This window comes from Pseudomonas sp. PDM31, from assembly GCF_019218965.1.
In the GTDB taxonomy this organism is placed as follows: Bacteria; Pseudomonadota; Gammaproteobacteria; order Pseudomonadales; family Pseudomonadaceae; genus Aquipseudomonas.
Genome location: NZ_JAHUWS010000014.1, coordinates 72,563 through 88,951, shown reverse-complemented (window position 1 = coordinate 88,951; position 16,389 = coordinate 72,563). Strand labels below are relative to the sequence as shown.

Below are 16,389 nucleotides of genomic sequence, written 5' to 3'. Positions count from 1 at the left end.
TCAAACTGTACGGATATTTCTGTAGCCAGCTGTACGCGCCAAAGCCCCGGGTTTATGGCTAGATGACGACATCTCTCCCCCTGCGATTCTGGTTGCCATCATGTCCTCGCGCGAAAACACCGGCATGGCCCTCGGCCTGCTTGGTGTTGTGATCTTCAGCCTCACCCTGCCCTTCACGCGGATTGTCGTGCAGGAACTCCATCCATTACTCAATGGCCTGGGCCGGGCGCTGTTCGCTGCAATTCCGGCAGCGCTGCTATTGCTGTGGCGACGGGAAAAATGGCCCACATGGAAGCAGATCAAGGGCCTGACCCTGGTGATTGCCGGGGTGATACTCGGCTTCCCGGTGTTGTCAGCCTGGGCCATGCAAACCTTGCCGGCTTCCCATGGTGCACTGGTCAATGGATTGCAGCCGCTGTGCGTGGCGCTGTATGCCGCCTGGCTGTCCCACGAACGTCCATCGAAAGCCTTCTGGGCCTGCGCCGCCCTCGGCAGTGCACTGGTACTTGGCTATGCGCTGATCAGCGGTGCCGGCAGCATTCAAGCCGGTGATTTGCTAATGCTCGGTGCCATTGCGGTGGGCGGCCTGGGCTATGCCGAAGGCGGTCGGCTGGCCAAGGAAATGGGCGGCTGGCAGGTAATCTGCTGGGCGCTGGTACTGTCGACTCCACTGCTGATCGGACCCGTGGTGTATCTGGCCCTGCAACATCAGGGCGAAATTTCCAACAGGACCTGGTGGGCCTTTGGTTACGTCTCGCTGTTTTCACAGTTCATTGGTTTCTTCGCCTGGTATGCCGGGCTGGCCATGGGCGGCATTGCCCGGGTCAGTCAGATCCAGTTGCTGCAGATCTTCTTCACCATTGCCTTTTCAGCGTTGTTCTTTGGCGAACACGTCGAGCCGATTACCTGGCTGTTTGCTGGCGGGGTGATTGTGACGGTGATGCTTGGGCGCAAGACGGCGGTCAAACCCCATGTGGGAGTGAGCCTGCTCGCGAAGGGGCCATAACATTCAACATTTATGCTGAATGTGCCGCCACCATCGCGAGCAGGCTCGCTCCCACAAAATCACAGGTAACCGTCGGAACGCAGCAGGGTTTCCAGGCAGTGCTCGCTGATGTGGTAGAACGCCTTCAACTGCTCAATCTTCACCAGCAGCTGAGCCGGGTCCACTGGCTCGGCGCGCTTGACCGCCAGGATCATCTTGTTCTTGTTGGTGTGATCGAGCGAGATGAACTCGAACACCTTGGTCTCATAGCCGCACGCTTCGAGGAACAATGCACGCAAACTGTCAGTGACCATCTCCGCCTGCTGCCCCAGGTGCAAACCGTATTGCAGCATGGGCTTGAGCAACGCCGGGCTCTGTATCTGCAGGCGAATCTGTTTGTGGCAGCACGGTGAGCACATGATGATCGAAGCGCCGGAACGAATGCCGGTGTGAATCGCGTAATCGGTGGCAATATCGCAGGCGTGCAGGGCGATCATCACTTCCAGCTCGCTGGGTGCCACGCTGCGCACGTCGCCACACTTGAACACCAACCCTGGATGCTCAAGCCTGGCGGCGGCACCATTACAGAGAGTGACCATATCTTCACGCAGCTCGACACCGGTCACTTCACCCTCGGCTTTCAGGGTATTGCGCAGGTAGTCGTGAATGGCGAAGGTCAGGTAACCCTTGCCTGAACCGAAGTCCGCCACGCGTACCGGTTTGTCCAGCGCCAGGGGCGACGAGGTCAGCGCATGGCTGAAGACTTCGATGAACTTGTTGATCTGTTTCCATTTGCGCGACATGGCCGGGATCAGCTCATGCTGCTTGTTGGTCACGCCAAGGTCAGCCAGAAACGGCCGGGTCAGGTCGAGAAAGCGGTTTTTCTCGCGGTTATGTTCGGCTGACGGCACCTCACGCAATTGCTGGGGTTTGCTCTTGAATAGCGATGACTTGCCCTTTTTGCTGTATTCGAGCTGGGCTTCATCGGTCAGCGCCAGTAAATGCGCATTTTTGAACGACGCTGGCAACAGCGCGGCAATGCTCGCCACACCTTCGGCCAGCGCCAGGTTCTTGGTAATGTCGCGGGTCTTGTAGCGGTAGACGAAAGATAGGCAGGGCTGCGCCTTGACGATCACCGGCTTGATGATGATCCGCTGCAGATCCGCTTCATCACCGACGTATTTGGCCAGCACCAGTTTAATGAAGGCCTGTTGCTCAAGGCTCGACTGCAGCAGGCCGATGAACTGGCTGTGGTGATCCGGCGCGAGGCTGGCGGGTGTGGCGATAACGGACATGGAGAAACGGCCTCGGGCAATGCGCATCAGGAATTGCCGGGTATTTTAGGCTGGACGGGAGTTTTGGGCACGGGGATATTTTTGGGCAGGTCCTGGCGCCTCTGGCCAAGACCTGAGAAAGGCGCTGAAACTTCACTGCTCTACCAGTCGAAGTTTACGATTGCTCGGCGAGTTGATCACGTATTTGACGATCAAACCGACTGGCACCGCCCAGGTAAGTCCGTTGACCGGATCCGTCACCACGGCAACGGTTTCAGAGCTCGCGGCGACGTCCAGACGCCGACGGTCATTGCTTGACTTGAGAACTCCATAGGCATGGCTGACCAGCCTTTCCGCGACATGCAGGGGTACATCGACACTCTGCAAATGCTTTACGGCACGACAGAACAACACCTGGTCATCGAGCAGAGCGTCGCTCTCGTGACGAGCCAGAAATGTCTGAGCCATGGCCAGCATGTCCTCGTTCATCTCCAGACCTTCATCGACCTCCATCATGTTCACGACTCCTGTTGCGTATCAGTCGATGACTCGCTGACAGGCCGGGCGGCACGTCGCAAGTCTGGCCCGGCGCAGGGTAAATGCACGGCCGGGTTGGGCATTCCACTGGGAGACAGTTCATGGGTCATTTCGAACTCGGCGCGCACCGACCAGCCGCAAGGCTCCGACGTGCATTGCAAATAGGCCACCCGAAGAAAAATATGGCGACCTTCGCTGGTTCGAATACGCATCCGGCTCAGGCAGTGCGGACACACCATTTTGTAAGTGCTCATGCCGGGTGCCTGCGGGTGATCTGGTGGTAATCGACATTATCAAACGCAATACTGCTTGACGCGTTGATCGACAGGGTCAGCCCTTGCGAATGACGCTTGCCGGACAAGCGCAAGTGCAATGGGCAGAGAGCTGTCAGGCAAGAACCAAACTCGTAGGAAATCACCCTGCTACCATTAGGAAGTTTCAACATCGTATTCTTCTGACTCATAGTTGATGATTGATTACTCATAAGAAAAAAAGTACTCATTACGCATACGTTAGGCACTCAAAAAGCATATGTCAAAAGGAAGAGGCTCAAATTGCGTAGCAAAAAATCACAAGCTGTCTTGGCGCGTTTAAAGCAAATTACTGGCACAAAAAGCGACGCATCTTTATCCTCTGCGCTACAGATCAGCCCACAGACCCTCAGTAGCTGGAAAGGTCGGGATAGCACGCCATACTCATTATGCGTAGACATTGCGCAAGCGCGTGGTGTTTCTCTTGACTGGCTGCTACTCGGTGAAGGCCCTGTTTTGCGCCCTGTTGCTGCCCAGTCAGTCGAGGACAGTCAGGAAAGTGCAACTCGAGAAAACACAATTCTCGCGATGTGGCGATTGCTCGATGAAGACGATCGCTGTGCCATTCAAAATGTTCTGGAGGAAAAACGGCGCTTGCGTGACATGGAGCGGCAACTGTCAGAAATGGCATCAATTCTGTCGACACTTAAACAGTCGAAAGAAATATGAAGTCATATTTAAACTGAATTACGTTACTTCGGGGCACGCCACAGCACAGCAATGTTTCCGTCATTTCGAATAATCAGTACGCACAACAAAATGCTCACTACTGAATGCCATGGACTTACCGGCACAGATGTCAGAAGTACATCCATGCCGGCAACACAAAAAAGTCCTCCGCACAGGCTGGTCAGCAACCTGTCCCGCCAACAATGACGCAATTCGTCGCGCTGATAACAGGCCAACCTGAACGCACTCAACAAGTGAGCAATAGCGGTGATGAAGACAAGTGCAAACGCTTGATTGCCCATCATCCTCGCCCTCTCAAATGTCGAATGATGTCACCCAGGGCGGCACCGTCCATCCATTGCATCAGCTTGATGCTGATGGGAATAACCACGAGCGCACAGAGAAATGCCGTTACCCCTGCCGTCAGGAATGGAGCCAGCGGCTGAGCGACCGGAGTGAAGAGGTAACCTACGCTCGCCGACATCAACCAGGAGCCGATACGCTGCCACGCCTTGAAATTGCTACGGGTTGTGGTTACCAACCACGCCCCGAGCGATGCACCGAACAGGACCTCGCCATCAATCGAGGGTAGTGTCGCGATACCCAGCCCCAACAAGAGACCGCTGATACTGTTGTAGGCCGAATCAGTCAGGCTCATCGGTACCTCGCGATTCCGTGAGATCCACGCTTATGGCTCCCGACTCGATGGCTTTGAGCAACGCCGCGCTGCGAGACCTGACGGCGAATTTGCGACGGATATTGGAGAAATGGAAATTGACCGTGGACTCCGAGCAATTCTGGATCCGGGCAATCTCCCAGGAAGTTTTGCCCTTGGAACACCACATCAAGGTTTGTGTCTCTTTTGCGGTCAGCTGCGCCGGCAGCGTGTCCGCATTGCCGGGGGCATCATCTGAAGCGTCGATTGTTTGATGCTTTGACATAGGCTATCCCTCTCGTCAGAACGCCCGTAGCAGAGCGTTCGCTGTTGGAGAGAGATGTTGCAGACAAGCCCGAGCCCGGACAATCGGCGGGGGTTGTCCCAGCGAATGCTACAAAAGATTCGCTGAAATTGCCTACCCAAGCACTACCAGGCGATTGGGCAACTCGTTGCGCGCGTGCGTGACCGGCACATGCACCTTGAGCAACTCGCCGCATGCCTCGATGCAGCTGACAAAGCCCTGCAATGTCTGCCCCTGGCGCACTTGCCGGGTGAACGCCGCGACGATTTCGTCCCAGTTTTTGTTGTCCAGGCGACTGGAGATGCCCTCATCCACCAGAATTTCCACATAGCGCTCGGCTTCACAGACGAAAATCAGCATGCCAGTGCTGCCTTTCGTATGGTGCAGGTTCTGCTCGAGGAATTGCCGACGCGCGAGATTGGAAGCGCGCCAGTGACGCACCGAACGCGGGACAAGATGGGTGGTGATTTTCGGCAAGCGAAACACCAGGCACAGCACGATGAAGCTGACCCACTGCACCAACAGCAAGCTGTGCAGGGTCAGCCAGCCCGTCAGGTAATGCACGACACCTGGCACTACCAGCGCCAGGAGGCTGGCCCACAGCAGCGGGATGTACGCATAGTCGTCGGCCCGGGCCGCCAGTACGGTCACCAGTTCCGCGTCGGTATCGCGCTCGACCCGGGTGATGGCCTCGGCCACTTTGCGTTGCTCGTGTTCAGTGAGTAATGCCATGTCTTGAAAATGCCTGTGCGCTATTGTTTTTCATCACCAGCCGCCCGACGAACCACCGCCCCCGAAACTGCCCCCGCCACCACTGAAACCACCGCCTCCCCCGCCGCCGCCGAAACCTCCACCACCAAACCCGCCGCCGGAACCACCGGAACCGCCGCGGCCGGCAGGAAGAATACCGAGCATCTGGCCAACAAAAACGGTCAGGATGAACAGCAGCAGCAAAAACACGAACAGGCCGGGATGGCGTGAAATGAAATCGTCACCTGGATCACCGCTGGACTCGTAGACAGTCGACGGCTCATCCAGGGAGTTGCCACCCAATACCACCAGCATCGCCGCCACCCCGTCGCTGATGCCTTTGCCGTATTGACCTGCCTTGAATGCCGGGGTGATGACCTGATGGATGATCACTGAACTCTGGGCATCGGTCAGGCGATCTTCCAGGCCATAACCGACCTCGATGCGCAATTTTCGCTCGTCACGGGCAATGATCAGCAGTGCGCCGTTGTTCTTGTCCTTCTGCCCGATGCCCCAGTGCCGGCCGAGTTGATAACCGAAGTCGGCGATGTCGCTACCTTGCAAGTCCGGCACCGTGACCACCACCAGTTGCTCACCGGTGGCCGCTTCATGGGCCTGTAACTGTTGAGTCAGCTGCTCGCGCACCGATGGCTCGATCATTTGGGCGTTGTCCACCACTCGCCCGGTCAGCGCCGGGAAGACCAGCTCGGCCCGGGCCGCCAGGGTAAATGCCCAGAGCAACAGCACCAGGCCTATCTTCAACGCTCGCATTGGCAACCTCGTCTGTGCACTGGTTTCGCCCCCTGCGGCAGCTCCTTGATTAGCTGTTGGTTCAGAATTTGACCTCAGGGGCCTTTTCCGAACCCGGGGTGGCCTCGAAGGTCTCGCGCACCGGCAGGTTGCTGTACATCACGCTGTGCCACAGGCGACCGGGGAATGTGCGAATCTCGGTGTTGTACTTCTGCACCGCCAGGATGAAATCGCGCCGGGCAACACTGATGCGGTTTTCGGTACCTTCAAGCTGCGATTGCAGGGCGAGGAAGTTCTGGTTGGCCTTGAGGTCCGGGTAACGCTCGGACACCACCATCAATCGACTCAAGGCGCCGCTGAGCTGATCCTGGGCCTGCTGGTACTGCTTGAGCTTTTCCGGGTTATCCAGGGTCGAGGCGTCCACCTGGATCGAAGTGGCCTTGGCCCTGGCCTCGATCACGGCAGTCAGGGTTTCCTTCTCATGGGCGGCGTAGCCCTTGACGGTTTCCACCAGGTTGGGAATAAGGTCGGCGCGACGCTGATACTGATTCTGTACCTGACCCCAGGCGGCCTTGGCCTGCTCATCGAGCGTCGGGATGTTGTTGATGCCGCAGGCGCTCAGAAACGTGGCCAGCATCAGCAACGCAGCAACTTGCAGGCTCGACCGGTAGGACTTTCGTAGATTCATCTGAGTGACGCTCCCTTGCTTGTTTCATGGAAAAACCAACCGGCGACCCTCTCGACCGGCTCTTGGGGCATAATCGGCCGCGCCTCTGGATTGCAACGGGCCAATGGGCTAAAAAGAGGCCCTGCGTGAAAACGCCTGCGGGTTTCGGCTGTCGTTTTTTCAAGCAGCACCCGAACAACAATAGTCGCTCCCTAAATTTTGGCTGGCCGGCGTGTGTATCGCCGTTTGAGCCCTTGAGAAAAACATTCATGAAGAAGCTGTGTTTGCTGGGCCTGCTTGTCAGCCTGGCCAGTCATAACGTATTGGCCGCTACGACGCCCGCACCCCTGGAAAACAAGGACGCCTTCGTCAGCAACCTGATGAAGCAAATGACCCTCGATGAAAAAATCGGCCAGTTGCGCCTGATCAGCATCGGCCCGGAAATGCCCCGGGAGATGATCCGCAAGGAAATCGCGGCGGGCAACATCGGCGGCACATTCAACTCGATCACCCGCCCGGAAAACCGTCCGATGCAGGACGCGGCTATGCGCAGCCGCCTGAAGATCCCGATGTTCTTCGCCTACGACGTGATCCACGGCCACCGCACCATTTTCCCGATCCCGCTGGCCCTGGCGTCGAGCTGGGACATGGACGCCATTGGCCTGTCCGGGCGCATCGCCGCCAAAGAAGCCGCGGCCGACAGCCTCGACATCACCTTCGCGCCCATGGTCGACATCTCCCGTGACCCACGTTGGGGCCGTACCTCCGAAGGCTTCGGTGAAGACACCTACCTGGTGTCGCGTATTGCCGGCGTGATGGTCAAGGCCTTCCAGGGCAGCGGCGCGAACGCAGCCGACAGCATCATGGCCAGCGTCAAGCACTTTGCCTTGTACGGCGCGGTCGAGGGCGGGCGCGACTACAACGTGGTCGACATGAGCCCGGTCAAGATGTACCAGGACTACCTGCCGCCGTACCGCGCCGCCATCGACGCCGGTGCCGGCGGTGTGATGGTCGCGTTGAACTCGGTCAATGGCGTACCGGCCACGGCCAACACCTGGCTGATGAACGACCTGTTGCGCAAGGATTGGGGCTTCAAGGGCCTGGCCGTCAGCGACCACGGCGCGATTTTCGAACTGATCAAGCATGGCGTCGCCGCCGATGGTCGTGAAGCGGCGAAGCTGGCGATCAAGGCCGGCATCCACATGAGCATGAACGACACCCTGTACGGCAAGGAATTGCCGGGGTTGCTCAAGGCTGGCGAGATCCAGCAGAGCGACATCGATAACGCCGTGCGTGCGGTATTGGACGCCAAGTACGACATGGGCCTGTTCAAGGACCCGTACCTGCGCATCGGCAAGGCCGAGGATGACCCGGTCGACACCTACGCCGACAGCCGCCTGCATCGCGCCGAGGCCCGGGATGTGGCGCGCCGCAGCCTGGTATTGCTGAAAAACCAGAACGAAACCCTGCCACTGAAGAAAAACGCGAAAATCGCCCTGGTCGGCCCGCTGGCCAAGGCACCGATCGACATGATGGGCAGTTGGGCCGCCGCCGGTCGTCCTGCGCAATCGGTGACCCTGTTCGACGGCATGACCAACGCCTTGGGCGACAAATCGACACTGATCTACGCCCGTGGCGCCAACATCACCAGCGACCCGAAAATCCTCGGTTACCTGAACTTCCTCAACTTCGACGCCCCGGAAGTAGTGGATGACCCGCGTCCGGCGAACGTGCTGATCGACGAAGCGGTGAAAGCCGCCAAGGATGCCGATGTGGTGGTGGCTGCTGTCGGCGAATCCCGTGGCATGTCCCACGAGTCGTCGAGCCGCACCGACCTGAACATCCCGCAAAACCAGCGCGAGCTGATCCGCGCCCTGAAGGCCACCGGCAAACCGCTGGTACTGGTGCTGATGAACGGCCGTCCGCTGTCGATCCTCGAAGAGAAGGAACAGGCTGACGCGATCCTGGAAACCTGGTTCAGCGGCACCGAAGGCGGCAACGCCATCGCCGATGTCCTGTTCGGCGACTACAACCCGTCAGGCAAGCTGCCGATCACCTTCCCGCGTTCGGTGGGGCAGATTCCGACCTACTACAACCACCTGAGCATTGGCCGGCCGTTCACGCCGGGCAAACCGGGCAACTACACCTCGCAGTATTTCGATGACACCACCGGCCCGCTGTTTCCGTTCGGCTACGGCCTGAGCTACACCGACTTCAGCCTGAGCGGCATGGCCCTGTCGTCGACCACCCTGAACAAGACCGGCAAACTCGACGCCAGCGTTACGGTGAAAAACACCGGCAAGCGCGACGGCGAGACCGTGGTGCAGTTGTACATCCAGGACGTGACCGGTTCGATGATCCGTCCGATCAAGGAACTGAAGAACTTCCAGAAAGTGATGATCAAGGCCGGCGAACAGAAAGTCGTGCACTTCACCATCACCGAAGATGACCTGAAGTTCTACAACACCCAGCTCAAGTACGGTGCGGAGCCGGGCAAGTTCAACGTGCAGATCGGCCTGGATTCCCAGGACGTGACGCAGCAGAGCTTTGAGCTGCTGTAATCAATCAAACGCCGCAAAAACCTGTGGGAGCGGGTTTGCTCGCTCCCACATTGGTTTTCGGGGTACCCGCTAGCCGCGCCGATCCAGCAGATTGACCACCAGCCGATCCACCCACCCCCACATCCGCTGCTTGACCCGCCGCCACAATGGCCGGCGTTGCCATGCCTCCAGGCTGACTTGCTGACTCAAGGCAAAGTCCCGTTCGAAGCTTGCCGCCACCGCCCGGGTCAACCCGGGGTCCAGTGCCTCCAGATTGGCCTCCAGGTTGAAACGCAGATTCCAGTGATCGAAATTGCACGAACCAATGCTGACCCAGTCATCGATCAGGACCATTTTCAAATGCAGGAAACACGGCTGGTATTCGAAGATCTGCACGCCGGCTTTAAGCAGTCGTGGGTAATAACGATGCCCGGCGTAGCGCACTGACGGATGATCGGTGCGCGGCCCGGTCAGCAGCAGGCGCACGTCGACACCACGGGAAGCGGCCCGGCGCAATGAGCGCCGAACCTTCCAGGTCGGCAGGAAATACGGTGTGGCCAGCCAGATCCGTTGCTGGCCGCTGTTCAGCGCGCGAATCAACGATTGCAGAATGTCCCGGTGCTGGCGGGCATCGGCATAGGCCACCCGGCCCATGCCCTCACCCGCCGACGGCACTCGTGGCAGACGCGGCAAGCCGAAATGCGACGCCGGTTTCCACGCGCGGCGATGGCGGTTGGCGATCCACTGCCGGTCGAACAACAACTGCCAGTCGAGGACCAGCGGGCCGGTGATCTCCACCATCACCTCATGCCATTCGCTGACCTCTTCACCAGGCGTCCAGAACTCATCGGTGACGCCGGTGCCGCCGACCACTGCCAGGCGCTGATCCACCAGCAACAGCTTGCGGTGATCGCGATAGAAATTGCCCAGCCAACGCCGCCAGTTCAGACGATTATAGAAACGCAGCTCCACCCCGGCGGCCGTCAGGCGCTGGCGCAGGGCCAAGGTGAAGGCCAGGCTGCCGTAATCATCGAACAGGCAGCGCACCCGCACCCCACGCTCGGCGGCCTGCACCAGCGCCTGCACCATGGCTTCGGCGCAGGCACCGGCCTCCACCAGATACAATTCCAGCTCGACCTGCTCCTGGGCCCGGGCAATCTCCACCAGCATGCGCGGAAAGAACTGCGGGCCATCGATCAGCAGTTCGAAATGGTTGCCTTCACGCCATGGAAAGATTGCTCCGGCCATGTCAGCGCGCCGTGAAAATCAGTACCGCACCCACCGGTACCGACAGACTGATGGCCGACAAACCGGCGACCTTGCGCAACGTTTCCAGGCCTGGCGCCAGGTCGAAGTCTTCGGCGTTGATCACCAGAGGTTCGAGCGTCACCACCTGAAAACGTCGGTCATCGAGGCGGGTCGCCAGCAGTTCGGCGCGATACTCATGTTGCTTGCCATGCAGGTTGACGGTCAGCGGCAGGCGCAATTCCAGCTGCGCGCCGGGGGCGAGGTCGTTGATCGGGCGCAGGTCGATCTGCGTGGTCACCAGCGCCTCGGGGAACGTCTGGATCTCGAACAGCTCCTTGCGCATACGCTCATCGCGCAACGGAATGCCGCTGTTGATCGACTCCAGTTCGACCTCTACCTCGGCCTTGCCGTCGGGATCGACTTTGCCGTGCAACACCAGAAAGCGCTGCACTTCTGAGATATTGGCGTTTTTGGTACTGACGAACGACAGTCGTGAGGATTCACCGTCCAGGTACCAGTTGGCCTGCGCCGACAAAGACGCGCCGGTCAATAGCAGGACGGAGAGGGTTTTGATGATGGACCGCTTGAACATAAAGACTCATTGGGACAGATAAACCTGTGCTGAACCTTAACTGCCCACAGCGCTATTGCAAACCGAAGATCAAAAGTTCGCAGACTTCGACAGCTCCTACAGGGATCAGTGCCGCTGCACACGTTCCAGCATGAATTGCCGCAGGCTGCGATTTTTTGATCTTGCTTTTCAAGGCAACAATCGGCACCCCTGTCGCTCACCCATCCACTGTGCGCTATTGCTGCGGCCCATGCCGCTGACGGTGATGCGCTTGCCGGCAGGGTCATCGATAAAACCACTGGTGGGCAGCCACTGCTTTACATAGCTGTGGCAGTAGCCGGCGTCGTTACCCATTACATATCGGCACGAGCAGTATTCCTTGGCTGTGTAAGCGCTGATGATGTCGGGGAATGCCCACAGAGCCACCCGTTCGTGCCAGATCCAGCCGAGCAAGGCGATCAGCAAGATCAGTAAAAACGTGCTGAACGGATGGCGACGAACAAAAACCTGCCGGCTCATGGCTGCACCTTCCCGGCAAAGGCCTTGAGCGCGAGCTTGAGCAATTCGTTGTGCCGGTAGCTGCCGTCGCGATCATCGCCGTAGCGCACGATCACCAGCTTCTCGCCGGGTATCACGTACATGGCCTGCCCCCAATGACCCAGCGCGGCAAACGTATCCGCAGGGGCGTCTGGCCAGGGTTTTGACGCGCCACCCACGGCGCGGTTGAGCCACCAGTGACCGCCTGGCACTGCCTCATCCTGCCCTGGCTGAAACCGGGCGAAAGGCTCACGGTTGAACGCAACCCAGTCCCTGGGCAGCAATTGGCGATCGCCCCAGCGTCCGTCACGGGCCATCAACAAACCGATTCGCGCCAGATCCCGGGCGGTGAGGTAGGCATAGGACGATGCGACGAACGTGCCCGTGGCATCGGTTTCCCAGACTGCATGACGAATCCCCAGGGGTTCGAACAAGGCCGTCCATGGATAATCCGCATAGCGACTCGGGCCAACCATGGTTTTCAACGCCGCTGCCAACAGATTGCTGTCACCGCTGGAGTAACGAAACGCATGGCCCGGCGCCGAATATTGTCCATGGTCAGCGGTGAACGCGGCCATGTCCCCACGGCCACGGGTGTAGAGCATGGCGACCACCGAAGATTTCAACGGTGCGTATTCATAGTCTTCCTGCCAGTCCAGTCCCGAGGCCCAGTGCAGCAGGTCGGCGATGCTCATGTCCGGGTGTTTTTTCAGTGGCGGGTAGAATCTGGCCGCCGGGTCCTGAAGCTTGAACAGCCCTTCGCCATAAGCCACACCCAGGAGCGTAGCCATCAGGCTTTTGCTGATCGACCAGGTCAGGTGCGGGGTGTCGGCGTTGGTCGGGCCAGCGTAGCGTTCGTAGATCAACTGGCCGTCGCGAACCACCAGCAAGGCGTCGGTACGGATGCCTTCGCGGGTGGCCTCGCTGCGGGGTGGGAAGGCATAGGTTTCCAGAGCTTGCAGCGCCGGCCCGGTGATAGTCGGGCCGGTCGGCCATTGCTCGGCGGGCCAGTTTTCGGCACTTGCCGGAAGACTGAGCAGCAACATGCAAATCAGGGACAAGCCGTTAGGCATGGAGGGGGCTCTTTGGCAATGACCTGCTGAGCCTAGTCGAGGTTGATGACAGTTCCGGGGTTTGTATTACCTGACAGATAGCTATCGCGTGCAGGCTCGCCCACAGGGTTCTTGGGTGGACAGGATATTGTGTACGACTCAAAACCTGTGGGAGCGAGCTTGCTCGCGATGGGGCCAGTCAATCCACAGCTGATCCAGCAAGAGCCTTGGCCAACCGCTTGCCCCGCGCCCCTGCCGCCAGATCCATCACTGCCTGATCACGCTGCCACATCGCCGCCCATTGCGACGGTCCATCGGCCAGTGCCTCGTTCACTTCAGCCTTGAGTGCGTCGAATTGCGCAAACAACCCGCCCAGCAATACATGCCCGACCACATTGTTCGGGGCCTGGCGGCTGGCTTCCGCACACCCGCCCAGCAACGCCAGCAAACGCAACTGCAGGTTTTGCGGCCAGTCGCACTCCTGTCCGACGCCGAACAGCCATGCGCTCATCGCGCTCAACACATAGACGTCTTCCAGGGTGCGGAACGGTTTGACGTAGGCATCCCAGCCATCCCCCGCGAGCAATTCACACAGTGCGTTATCCAGAAACAGGCGGCCATGGCTGATGTCGGGCATCAACGGGATCGCCGGGAGTTTTTCCACCCGCGCGCCCGGTTCATCGGGGTAGATCAGCGCCAGACTCAGGCGCGGCTCCTGGCCGGGCTCTTCACTGCGCGCGGCGATCAACAGCCAGTCGGCGGCATCGCCAGCGGTGACGAAATCCTTGCGCCCGCTCAGGCGCAAACCCGTCAGCCGGGTTTGCATGTCTGCCGGACGCAGGCTGCGCTGCTCGGTCGCACACAACGCGCCCAGGCTCGCCGGCGCGCTCGGCCAGAGCATGCGCAGCGCAGCTTGATAGCCCACCAGAAACGCCAGCCCCGGCGTCGCCATCAGCCGTCCGCCAGCCACCGCCAACTCGAACGGCGTGACCGTACCCAATTGTTGTAGCAACGTCGCGAAACCTTCGGCCAGGTCGGGGTTGGCGGGCAAGCGTTCACGGCGTTTGAGCAGGGTTTGCCAGGGCATAAGGGACTCCTTGTGAGCTGTCATATAAGCATCACCAAAGCTTAATGGCGATGACACCGGGGCTACATAGCCTGACCTTGCACAACACGGCTAGACAATGAAAGTCGATTCGCTGTAGCCCAAAGACGGGTGAGCAGCCTGCACGGAGATTCGTCATGACTCAAATCGCCCGTATCAGCGACACTGGCAACCAACGCCGCCTGCAAGCCGAACGCTTGGTCGGGCCCGAGGCATTGCAGCAAGCCCAGGCCTTGCGCTTCAACGTGTTCAGCGGCGAATTCAACGCCAGGCTCAAGGGTGCTGAACTGGGTCTGGACATGGATGACTATGACGCTCACTGCGCACACATCGGTGTACGCGACTTGAACACCGGACACCTGGTGGCGACCACCCGCTTGCTCGATCATAGCGCCGCGAGCAGCCTGGGCAAGTTCTATAGCGAAGAAGAATTCAGCCTGCACGGTTTGGTGCACCTGCAAGGCCCGATCCTGGAGATCGGCCGCACCTGCGTCGACCCGGCCTACCGCAATGGCGGCACCATCGCCGTGCTCTGGGGTGAACTGGCCGAAGTGCTGAATGAGGGCGGCTACAGCTATCTGATGGGTTGCGCGAGCATCCCGATGCAGGATGGCGGCGTGCAGGCCCACGCGATCATGCAGCGCCTGCGCGAACGCTACCTGTGCACCGAGCACCTGCGGGCCGAGCCGAAAAATCCACTGCCGACCCTCGATATCCCTTCCAACGTAATCGCCGAGATGCCGCCGCTGCTCAAGGCTTACATGCGCCTGGGCGCGAAAATCTGCGGCGAACCATGCTGGGACGAAGACTTCCAGGTCGCCGACGTGTTCATCCTGCTCAAGCGTGACGAACTCTGCCCGCGTTATGCCAAGCACTTCAAGGCGGCTGTGTAATGAGCCGGTTACGGGTGTACGCGCGGATCGCGCGAGTGCTGCTGGTGGTCGGACTGGGCCTGAGCATGGCCTGCGTGTTCGGCTTGTTCGAGCGCCTGGGAATGGCTCATGCGATGGAGCGTCGTCAGCGCTGGTCGCGTTTTTTCATGGCGCGCCTGAGCAATGCCCTGCCCTTTGACGTAACTGTTCAGGGTGAACTGCCAAAGACACCCATGCTCTGGGTCAGCAACCACGTCTCCTGGACCGACATCCCACTGCTGGGCATGCTCACGCCGCTGTCGTTCCTGTCCAAGGCCGAAGTGCGCACCTGGCCGGTGGCCGGCTGGCTGGCGGCCAAGGCTGGCAGCCTGTTTATCCGGCGCGGGTCGGGCGACAGCCAGTTGATCCGCAAGCAGATGACTCGCCATCTGGAACAGGCTCACCCGCTGCTGATGTTCCCGGAAGGCACCACCACCGATGGCCGGTCATTGCGTACCTTTCACGGTCGCCTGCTGTCTGCCGCCATCGACTCCGAGGTGGCACTGCAGCCGGTGGCGATTCGTTATGTGCGTGACGGTGAGCCCGATACGCTGGCACCGTTCATTGGCGATGATGATCTGCTCTCGCACCTGATGCGTCTGTTTGCCAATGAACGCGGCGACGTGGAGATTCATCTGCTCAAGCCGATCGATTGCCAGGGCCGGGAACGGGCGGCGCTGGCGTTCGAGGCGCAGCAGGCGGTGCAGAAGGTGTTGTTCGGTGAAATTGTCGAACCGCAACGAGCACCGATGCGCCCCGCCATCGCCGCATAAACACATACCCCTTGTAGGAGCGAGCATGCTCCGGGCGGCGTTCCGACGATGGAGTCAAGCACACCGCGGGGAATCAGACTCCCCGCGTTATCGTTAACGACCATCGCGAGCATGCTCGCTCCTACAGGGAGGGCTATGCTGTTGGATAGTTCTGCGCAAAATCCTGAAGCTGCGGGTAGAACAAGCTGAAATCCTCGCTCAACGGTTCATACAACACGCGCAATTCCTGCATCGCACCCGCCAGCTCTTCCGGCCGGGTCAATCGCCGCGAAATCCCGCGCAGCACCTGCTCCAACACCTCGAATTGCTGATACGACCCCAACCAATCGTTGGCCACCATATGCGGCGCGATCTTCGCCAGACGCTCCGGCAACTGCCGTTCGCTGGACAGCGCCCGGTAAACGTCCGCGGTGAACAGCGGCAATGGCCGGTCGGCATACAGCGCCCAGTCCCGGGCCAGGCAATGGTCGAAAAACACGTCGAGCACAATCCCGGCGTAACGTCGGCGTGTGAGGGAAAACCGCGACAGCGCGACGTCCACCAAGGGATGGCGATCGGTAAATACGTCGATGCTGCGATGCAACTGGATAGCCGCTTCGATCTCCGGATCGAATTGCCCCTGCAGCCGCCCCTTGACGAAATCGCCATACAGGCTGCCAAGCAACTGCCCGGGACGCTGGCCACCAAGGTGAAGATGTGCGAGATAGTTCATGGGCGCAGCTTAGCACTGCCCCCTTGCATTGTTACACT

Annotated in this window: 21 protein-coding genes; 5 read left to right on the top strand and 16 right to left on the bottom strand. The window is 59.6% G+C overall.

Translation table 11 applies throughout. The features are described from left to right. Window positions 1-100 precede the first annotated feature (100 nt). Entirely contained in the window at window positions 101-1,006 is a 906-nt protein-coding gene (locus tag KW839_RS23845) for a DMT family transporter (RefSeq protein ID WP_218425669.1), read from the top strand. Between the two features lie 59 nt (window positions 1,007-1,065). On the opposite strand, the gene KW839_RS23840 is transcribed toward KW839_RS23845, so the two are convergent. From KW839_RS23840 to KW839_RS23825, 4 genes are all read right to left on the bottom strand, one after another. After that, window positions 1,066-2,280: an SAM-dependent methyltransferase gene (locus KW839_RS23840; protein ID WP_060540796.1), complete on the bottom strand. Its 1,215-nt coding sequence runs from the start codon at window positions 2,278-2,280 to the stop codon at window positions 1,066-1,068. 132 nt (window positions 2,281-2,412) lie between these two features. Then, window positions 2,413-2,775, bottom strand: a complete 363-nt coding sequence (locus tag KW839_RS23835; RefSeq protein ID WP_060540716.1) for a hypothetical protein — start codon at window positions 2,773-2,775, stop codon at window positions 2,413-2,415. Window positions 2,776-2,777: 2 nt separating this feature from the next. After that, entirely contained in the window at window positions 2,778-3,050 is a 273-nt protein-coding gene (locus KW839_RS23830) for an ogr/Delta-like zinc finger family protein (protein ID WP_082457496.1), read from the bottom strand. After that, entirely contained in the window at window positions 3,047-3,241 is a 195-nt protein-coding gene (locus KW839_RS23825) for a hypothetical protein (RefSeq protein ID WP_156465481.1), read from the bottom strand. The genes KW839_RS23830 and KW839_RS23825 overlap by 4 nt, the downstream gene beginning before the upstream one ends. A gap of 109 nt (window positions 3,242-3,350) precedes the next feature. Between KW839_RS23825 and KW839_RS23820 the strand changes: the two genes are divergently transcribed. Next, the gene (locus KW839_RS23820; RefSeq protein ID WP_082457497.1) at window positions 3,351-3,776 is read left to right on the top strand and encodes a helix-turn-helix domain-containing protein; all 426 of its coding nucleotides are present in this window, start codon (window positions 3,351-3,353) and stop codon (window positions 3,774-3,776) included. Window positions 3,777-3,799: 23 nt separating this feature from the next. Here the strand turns inward: KW839_RS23820 and KW839_RS23815 are convergent, their stop codons facing one another. From KW839_RS23815 to KW839_RS23790, 6 genes are all read right to left on the bottom strand, one after another. After that, complete coding sequence (locus KW839_RS23815) at window positions 3,800-4,078, bottom strand: phage holin family protein (RefSeq protein ID WP_082457499.1); 279 nt, start codon at window positions 4,076-4,078, stop codon at window positions 3,800-3,802. Then, entirely contained in the window at window positions 4,078-4,434 is a 357-nt protein-coding gene (locus tag KW839_RS23810) for a putative holin (protein WP_060540717.1), read from the bottom strand. The genes KW839_RS23815 and KW839_RS23810 overlap by 1 nt, the downstream gene beginning before the upstream one ends. Next, window positions 4,421-4,717: a helix-turn-helix domain-containing protein gene (locus KW839_RS23805; protein ID WP_060540718.1), complete on the bottom strand. Its 297-nt coding sequence runs from the start codon at window positions 4,715-4,717 to the stop codon at window positions 4,421-4,423. Before KW839_RS23805 ends, KW839_RS23810 begins: the two co-directional genes overlap by 14 nt. A 132-nt stretch (window positions 4,718-4,849) precedes the next feature. Beyond that, window positions 4,850-5,467 carry a TPM domain-containing protein gene (locus tag KW839_RS23800; protein WP_060540719.1) on the bottom strand — a complete coding sequence of 206 codons (618 nt, stop codon included), beginning with the start codon at window positions 5,465-5,467 and terminating at the stop codon, window positions 4,850-4,852. A gap of 33 nt (window positions 5,468-5,500) precedes the next feature. Beyond that, entirely contained in the window at window positions 5,501-6,256 is a 756-nt protein-coding gene (locus KW839_RS23795) for a YgcG family protein (RefSeq protein ID WP_218425668.1), read from the bottom strand. Between the two features lie 61 nt (window positions 6,257-6,317). Next, complete coding sequence (locus KW839_RS23790) at window positions 6,318-6,923, bottom strand: LemA family protein (protein ID WP_060540721.1); 606 nt, start codon at window positions 6,921-6,923, stop codon at window positions 6,318-6,320. 248 nt (window positions 6,924-7,171) lie between these two features. Between KW839_RS23790 and bglX the strand changes: the two genes are divergently transcribed. After that, window positions 7,172-9,463 (top strand): beta-glucosidase BglX, encoded by a 2,292-nt coding sequence (bglX, locus tag KW839_RS23785; RefSeq protein WP_060540722.1) that lies wholly within the window; start codon window positions 7,172-7,174, stop codon window positions 9,461-9,463. A gap of 69 nt (window positions 9,464-9,532) precedes the next feature. On the opposite strand, the gene KW839_RS23780 is transcribed toward bglX, so the two are convergent. The 5 genes from KW839_RS23780 to KW839_RS23760 form a co-directional block, all read right to left on the bottom strand. Continuing rightward, window positions 9,533-10,690, bottom strand: a complete 1,158-nt coding sequence (locus KW839_RS23780) for a phosphatidylserine/phosphatidylglycerophosphate/cardiolipin synthase family protein (RefSeq protein WP_218425667.1) — start codon at window positions 10,688-10,690, stop codon at window positions 9,533-9,535. 1 nt (window position 10,691) lies between these two features. Continuing rightward, complete coding sequence (locus KW839_RS23775) at window positions 10,692-11,282, bottom strand: YceI family protein (RefSeq protein WP_060540724.1); 591 nt, start codon at window positions 11,280-11,282, stop codon at window positions 10,692-10,694. 168 nt (window positions 11,283-11,450) lie between these two features. After that, window positions 11,451-11,780 (bottom strand): amidase, encoded by a 330-nt coding sequence (locus tag KW839_RS23770; protein WP_218425666.1) that lies wholly within the window; start codon window positions 11,778-11,780, stop codon window positions 11,451-11,453. After that, on the bottom strand, window positions 11,777-12,871 hold the full coding sequence (locus KW839_RS23765; protein WP_218425665.1) for a serine hydrolase: 1,095 nt from the start codon (window positions 12,869-12,871) through the stop codon (window positions 11,777-11,779). The genes KW839_RS23770 and KW839_RS23765 overlap by 4 nt, the downstream gene beginning before the upstream one ends. A 178-nt stretch (window positions 12,872-13,049) precedes the next feature. Next, a complete protein-coding gene (locus tag KW839_RS23760) occupies window positions 13,050-13,937 on the bottom strand; it encodes an acyl-CoA dehydrogenase family protein (protein ID WP_218425664.1) in 888 nt (295 codons plus the stop codon). Window positions 13,938-14,092: 155 nt separating this feature from the next. Here KW839_RS23760 and olsB point away from each other — a divergent pair, with 155 nt between their 5' ends. Both olsB and KW839_RS23750 read left to right on the top strand, forming a co-directional pair. Next, on the top strand, window positions 14,093-14,848 hold the full coding sequence (gene olsB, locus KW839_RS23755; protein WP_060540728.1) for an L-ornithine N(alpha)-acyltransferase: 756 nt from the start codon (window positions 14,093-14,095) through the stop codon (window positions 14,846-14,848). Further along, window positions 14,848-15,639: a 1-acyl-sn-glycerol-3-phosphate acyltransferase gene (locus tag KW839_RS23750; protein WP_218425663.1), complete on the top strand. Its 792-nt coding sequence runs from the start codon at window positions 14,848-14,850 to the stop codon at window positions 15,637-15,639. The genes olsB and KW839_RS23750 overlap by 1 nt, the downstream gene beginning before the upstream one ends. A 133-nt stretch (window positions 15,640-15,772) precedes the next feature. On the opposite strand, the gene KW839_RS23745 is transcribed toward KW839_RS23750, so the two are convergent. Continuing rightward, the gene (locus KW839_RS23745) at window positions 15,773-16,351 is read right to left on the bottom strand and encodes an ACP phosphodiesterase (protein WP_060540730.1); all 579 of its coding nucleotides are present in this window, start codon (window positions 16,349-16,351) and stop codon (window positions 15,773-15,775) included. Between the last annotated feature and the right edge of the window lie 38 nt (window positions 16,352-16,389).

Coding starts and splice junctions, on each gene's coding strand:
- KW839_RS23845 (WP_218425669.1), top strand. CDS start 101: ATGTCCTCGCGCGAAAACACCGGCATGGCCCTCGGCCTGCTTGGTGTT.
- KW839_RS23840 (WP_060540796.1), bottom strand. CDS start 2,280: ATGTCCGTTATCGCCACACCCGCCAGCCTCGCGCCGGATCACCACAGC.
- KW839_RS23835 (WP_060540716.1), bottom strand. CDS start 2,775: ATGATGGAGGTCGATGAAGGTCTGGAGATGAACGAGGACATGCTGGCC.
- KW839_RS23830 (WP_082457496.1), bottom strand. CDS start 3,050: ATGAGCACTTACAAAATGGTGTGTCCGCACTGCCTGAGCCGGATGCGT.
- KW839_RS23825 (WP_156465481.1), bottom strand. CDS start 3,241: ATGTTGAAACTTCCTAATGGTAGCAGGGTGATTTCCTACGAGTTTGGT.
- KW839_RS23815 (WP_082457499.1), bottom strand. CDS start 4,078: ATGGGCAATCAAGCGTTTGCACTTGTCTTCATCACCGCTATTGCTCAC.
- KW839_RS23810 (WP_060540717.1), bottom strand. CDS start 4,434: ATGAGCCTGACTGATTCGGCCTACAACAGTATCAGCGGTCTCTTGTTG.
- KW839_RS23805 (WP_060540718.1), bottom strand. CDS start 4,717: ATGTCAAAGCATCAAACAATCGACGCTTCAGATGATGCCCCCGGCAAT.
- KW839_RS23800 (WP_060540719.1), bottom strand. CDS start 5,467: ATGGCATTACTCACTGAACACGAGCAACGCAAAGTGGCCGAGGCCATC.
- KW839_RS23795 (WP_218425668.1), bottom strand. CDS start 6,256: ATGCGAGCGTTGAAGATAGGCCTGGTGCTGTTGCTCTGGGCATTTACC.
- KW839_RS23790 (WP_060540721.1), bottom strand. CDS start 6,923: ATGAATCTACGAAAGTCCTACCGGTCGAGCCTGCAAGTTGCTGCGTTG.
- bglX (WP_060540722.1), top strand. CDS start 7,172: ATGAAGAAGCTGTGTTTGCTGGGCCTGCTTGTCAGCCTGGCCAGTCAT.
- KW839_RS23780 (WP_218425667.1), bottom strand. CDS start 10,690: ATGGCCGGAGCAATCTTTCCATGGCGTGAAGGCAACCATTTCGAACTG.
- KW839_RS23775 (WP_060540724.1), bottom strand. CDS start 11,282: ATGTTCAAGCGGTCCATCATCAAAACCCTCTCCGTCCTGCTATTGACC.
- KW839_RS23770 (WP_218425666.1), bottom strand. CDS start 11,780: ATGAGCCGGCAGGTTTTTGTTCGTCGCCATCCGTTCAGCACGTTTTTA.
- KW839_RS23765 (WP_218425665.1), bottom strand. CDS start 12,871: ATGCCTAACGGCTTGTCCCTGATTTGCATGTTGCTGCTCAGTCTTCCG.
- KW839_RS23760 (WP_218425664.1), bottom strand. CDS start 13,937: ATGCCCTGGCAAACCCTGCTCAAACGCCGTGAACGCTTGCCCGCCAAC.
- olsB (WP_060540728.1), top strand. CDS start 14,093: ATGACTCAAATCGCCCGTATCAGCGACACTGGCAACCAACGCCGCCTG.
- KW839_RS23750 (WP_218425663.1), top strand. CDS start 14,848: ATGAGCCGGTTACGGGTGTACGCGCGGATCGCGCGAGTGCTGCTGGTG.
- KW839_RS23745 (WP_060540730.1), bottom strand. CDS start 16,351: ATGAACTATCTCGCACATCTTCACCTTGGTGGCCAGCGTCCCGGGCAG.